Below are 5,126 nucleotides of genomic sequence, written 5' to 3'. Positions count from 1 at the left end.
GTGCTTCCTCTGCTTTGGAAACCGAGGCGAGCACAGAACCATTCATACTAATAGCATCAATCATCAGACGGGTTTTTTCCTGTCTGTGTCCCCGCTTCTTACGGGTTTTCTTCTTGGGCTGCATTTTATAGACGATGATTTTGCGATCGCGAAAGTGTCGCATCACCGTTCCTTGTACGGTTGCTCCTTCAACTAAGGGCTGACCGATGCTGATTTCACCATCATGATTAACTAACAGGACTTTGTCGATGGTGACATTTTGCTCTGGTTCAACGTGCAGTAGTTCGATGTCGTAAAAGCGACCCGGTTCTACTCGCAGTTGCTTGCCACCAGTTTCGATAATTGCGTAGGTCATGGATTTGTTTTTCTAGAGTTGCCGTACAGGTAGCTGGTTAGTGTTGGTTCCGATGGATAGGATTTCTTGCTTGTGCCAGCTTTTGGTATGCCTTCACCTGATCCGAGCAGGAAAGTACACGTAATCTAACATTATCTTTGATTTGTTGGTCTTTGTCAAGACCATAACCGTGAATTCTGAAAGCAAATCTACCAGTAGGGTGACCCTACTACTGATCAGATTTGGTGCCCAGTTTTTGGTCAGTCCTGGTAAATTTGTAAAGAAGTATTGCTAAAAGACGTTGACACTAGATCATATTTTTTTCAATTTACCCACTCTAGCTCTAGCAGCAAACAACTCGGTTCTAACTAACCTCATCGATATTGTTAACCAAATCTTAAATGGCATATCTAATGTACTCTTGTTTAGCATCAGTGGTATGCCACTGATTGTCTTGTGGCTAGTCTGTGGTAGCCTATTCTTCACCTTCCGGATGAACTTTATCAACATCTGGGGATTTCGACACGCCATTGACATAGCCTTAGGCAAATACGAGCAACCCAACCAAAACGGTGAAATCTCTTCCTTTCAAGCTCTATCAACTGCCCTATCCGCTGGTGTTGGACTTGGTAGCATTGGCGGTGTTGCTTTTGCCATCAGTATCGGAGGACCAGGAGCTGCGTTCTGGATGACCCTTGCGGGGTTATTCGCCATGAGCAGTAAATTTGTAGAATGTACCCTGGCTCAAAAATATCGAGTGGTCAGACCGGACGGAACGATAGCTGGTGGTCCAATGTATTACATCTCGGCTGGTTTAGCCGAAATGGGATATCAAAAACTGGGCAAAATCGTGAGCATCGTATTCTGCATCTTGTGCATTACTGGGTCATTTGGTGGTTCGAGTATGCTTCAAGCTAACCAATCCTTGGAAATAACGGCCAGCGTAGTTCCCTGGCTGATCAATCGAGGCTGGTTTTATGGCTTAATTCTGGTTGCTCTAGTGGCATTGGTGATTATTGGTGGCATTCAACGTATTGGCTTAGTGGCTAGTACCATCGTCCCCGTCATGTGTGGGATCTACATTTTGGCATCCCTGTGGATTCTGATGGTCAATTTCTCCACCATCCCATCTGCCATCGAAACTATTGTGACAGAAGCCTTCTCTCCCCAAGCCGTTGAGGGGGGTTTGATTGGGGCGTTAGTACAGGGATTAAGGCGTTCAGCCTTTACTAATGAGGCAGGTATTGGTACATCTCCTATTGCTCACGCCGCTGCCAGGACTCAGGAACCAGTGCGGGAAGGAATTTTAGCCCTACTCGAACCCTTTATTGTTACTGTGGTCGTCTGCAATATGACTTCTTTAGTAATAGTCATCACTGGGGTATACAAAAATCCTGAGTTTGCTAACTTCGGTGGTGCCGAAATGACCGCCGCTGCTTTTGGGAGTGTAATTAGTTGGTTTCCAATGCTCCTAGCCATTTGTGTGTTCTTTTTTGCTTTTTCTACCATGATTTCATGGAGTTACTACGGTGAAATTTCTTGGGATTATTTGTTTGGTTCGAGAACTTTAATTGTCTACAAAGTATTATTTTTGATCAGCATCTTTATTGGAACTTTGGCTAACCCAGAACCAGTGTTTAATTTCAGTGATAGTATGCTTAATGCTATGGCTTTACCTAATCTTTTCGGTGCCTACTTCCTCTGTGGCAAAGTAGTCACTGAACTCAAAGACTATATGGAGCGCTTGAATTCTGGGAAAATAGTTCCCGTAACTCAATCGCAAGCATTAAGGTGATGGGGTTGACAAAAATGGAAGAATGAGGTTTAACGGCTCAAAAGCCTGTTGAACAAAGACAGCCAGACTTCATCAAAACCCCCATCAAGGGATTTAATCAGAAGGTCGATCAGAAGTGATCGCAAAAAAGCGATCGCTTTTTTGCAAGCATATGCGCGTAGCGCACGCTACTTGATGTGCGGTCAGCGGTCAGCTTCAAATAAACCTCTTTTGGGAGAATTTAATAGTTCGAGATTTTATCGAATTGAAAGTCTAGGGAAAAGCCATTGGCCATTGGCCACGCTACTTGAGGTGCTTTGTGGCACAGGCTTTGGCCACGCTACGCGAATGGCCACGCTACGCGAATGGCCACGCTACGCGAATGGCCACGCTGTGCGAACGACGCTGGGACGTAACGGCCAATGGCTGATACCTGAATGCTTAGTTTAAAAAGACAATTTTAGCACAACAATTACCGAATATACCAAATAATTAATAAATTGTATACTAGTTTACTGGTTAAATTACTATCCTATCAAATTTCGATCAAAGCTCCCGATTCCCTAAAATTTTTTAATGGTTTTGTCGAAGGCTGCTATTCTACTCGGTTTAAGTCCCAAATAGGTTAATTTTTTAATAAATTTTAACCTGATTTACTGGTTAAAATATAATGCTATCAAATTTAGACCAAAATCATCGATTTTATAACATTTATTAACGTTTATTTGGCTAGGGCATTAATTATACTATATTTATTTACTATTGAGTTATTAGTTTTTATTATTTTTTTTAAAAAATATATAATTATCTCAAATATAAACGCTAGATTTTTACCGGATTTTCGCAAATACCTAGTTCAGCTAAGTGCTTTCACACTCTAGATTTAAGGGGATTTAGGCAGGTCACATCTGGTCATTGTTCAAGGTATTTTTAATCACATTCCATAAAAAAAAATTTTTTGTGATGCAAAAAGTGTGAGATACTAAGCAAAGCGTGAATAAAACTTGCAGCACTAAGAGGATATCTGAAAAGTTTTTTGATATTGAATTTTGCCCCCCTAGCCCCCCAATTCTGGGGGGAACAAGAATCTTTTGCTGGTAAAAGTCCCCCAAAATTGGGGGACCAACGGGGGCTTGGATGTAGCAAATGAGACTTCTCAGACAACCTCTAAAGTTTAAACTTCGATATAAGTGGAGCATTAATGAAATATTTGAGAGCAAATCGCTCCAAGGGCAGTCAGGACACTGCCCAGATTGGGAAGCGATTATTCAATGCGGTGACGGCGTCCTACTAACGATCACCTTAACTCTAAACAGAGTTTGAAGATGAAGCGTTAGAGTACGCTTGATCGACAATAACTCAGTAATGAAAATTCTGGCTGCTAGCGTGGCTGAGTCATAGGGCGGCGTAGTCGAGTGGCGAAACTAGATCTGGGTAATGAATATTCTCCAATAGCTCACCAATCGTCTCCCTGTGGCACTTAGCCCAATTTTCTCTGGCTTTGTGCGCTTTATAACTGGCCTTGTGCTTTCAAGTTTTGGATCATTTTACAGTGATTTTATCACTCGATTCCAATGTCAATTACCCTAACTGAGATAAAGCATAAAATGATTTACTTGTAAACTAACTTATCAACTAAATTTAGATAGATGGGTTTGCCCTGATTCCCTACCTGAATCCTATCGAAAATTTTCCCTAGATATGGCAGGCAGCATGGTTTTGGATGCTTTGCCTTAGAATGAAAAAAAAATCCGGATCAAACTTGACAAAATCTATTTTTTGTGTTTCAATAATTGAGGATAAATAAATTGACGATAGAAAAATCAATGAAAACAAAGATTAATCTCCTACTAGTCTTTCTATAAGTTATCTGTTTTTTTATAGATAACCCAGCATTTGCTAATGCATGTTATTAAGTTTTGTCCGTAATTAATTCTCCTAATATGTCTCCTAATATGGTTGCATATATAAGAGATTTATGTAATTTTTTCAGTTTAGTCTATAATCTTTTTGGACTGAAAAAATACCATTTGATCAGAGGTAAATAAAGTAAATTATGTGTGGAATCGTCGCTATTGTTGATTCAAATTCAACATCGCTTCAAAATGAAGATCAAGTTCGTGTAATGCTGTCAAAAATCAGACATCGTGGCGATGAAACTAACTTTGCTGAATTGAGTTCAGTAGGTCATTCTACTCTTGGATGTAATCGGTTAGCTATCGTAGATAGAGCACATGGGCGTCAGCCATTGATAGGAAACAATGGAAGTATATATGCTGTCCAGAATGGTGAAATATACAATTATCTAGAGCTTCGTGATCAATTAACTGCTAAAGGGTACCAATTCATAACAGAATGTGACACAGAAGTCCTGGTGCATGGCTATCAGGAGTGGGGAGAGAAATTAGTAGAACATCTGGATGGGATGTTTGCATTTGTGGTTTACGATAGCGTAAGTAATACGTTTTTTGCTGCTAGAGATCATATAGGTATTAAGCCGCTTTATTACTTACAAAAAGGCGATGCTTATTATTTTGCATCTGAAATCAAGTGCCTGATACAATTAGGTGACGATATTCAAGTGCTGCAACCAGGTCATTTCATTGTTAATGGCAAGACTAAACAGTATTTTAAATTGTCAAAAGAATCTATAGAGTACAATGATGAAGCCTCAATAATTGCCCATTTCAAAGAGCTGTTTGTGAATTCTGTCAAAAAAATGGTGCAGACAGATTTACCAATTGGCATGATTTTTAGTGGTGGAATTGACAGTGCAGCAGTGCTTAGTATTGCTCGGCAATATCACAATAACATTACAGCATTTACCATTGGTTTCCCAGGTTCCCCTGATGTAGAAATAGCTAAGCGATACTGTGAAGAAAATAAGATTGACCATAAAGTTCAATATCTTAATATTGACGATTTGATTTGCAATGTTACTAATATTGTTTACATTTGCGAAACATTTGAAACCATCGATATAATGGATGCCTCCCTTATGTATTTCGCTTACAAAAT

At 39.9% G+C, this 5,126-nt stretch carries 4 protein-coding genes; 3 read left to right on the top strand and 1 reads right to left on the bottom strand.

Translation table 11 applies throughout. The annotated features are described in order from the left end of the window. Positions 1-355 (bottom strand): 50S ribosomal protein L21 (gene rplU / locus F6K57_RS36270; RefSeq protein WP_293072958.1); only part of this gene is annotated, 355 nt, incomplete at its 3' end. Positions 356-635: 280 nt separating this feature from the next. Here rplU and F6K57_RS36265 point away from each other — a divergent pair. From F6K57_RS36265 to F6K57_RS36255, 3 genes are all read left to right on the top strand, one after another. Beyond that, entirely contained in the window at positions 636-2,129 is a 1,494-nt protein-coding gene (locus F6K57_RS36265) for an alanine/glycine:cation symporter family protein (RefSeq protein WP_364305566.1), read from the top strand. A 48-nt stretch (positions 2,130-2,177) separates the two neighbouring features. Next, positions 2,178-2,558: a hypothetical protein gene (locus tag F6K57_RS36260; RefSeq protein ID WP_293072955.1), complete on the top strand. Its 381-nt coding sequence runs from the start codon at positions 2,178-2,180 to the stop codon at positions 2,556-2,558. 1,606 nt (positions 2,559-4,164) lie between these two features. Then, positions 4,165-5,126: asparagine synthetase B (locus F6K57_RS36255; RefSeq protein WP_293072952.1), on the top strand; the 962-nt coding region annotated here is incomplete at its 3' end.

It is taken from the genome of Moorena sp. SIO4A5 (genome assembly GCF_010672005.1).
Lineage (GTDB): Bacteria > Cyanobacteriota > Cyanobacteriia > Cyanobacteriales > Coleofasciculaceae > Moorena.
The sequence above is the reverse complement of the archived record's forward strand: the minus strand, read 5'-3'. Positions and strand labels throughout refer to the sequence as shown.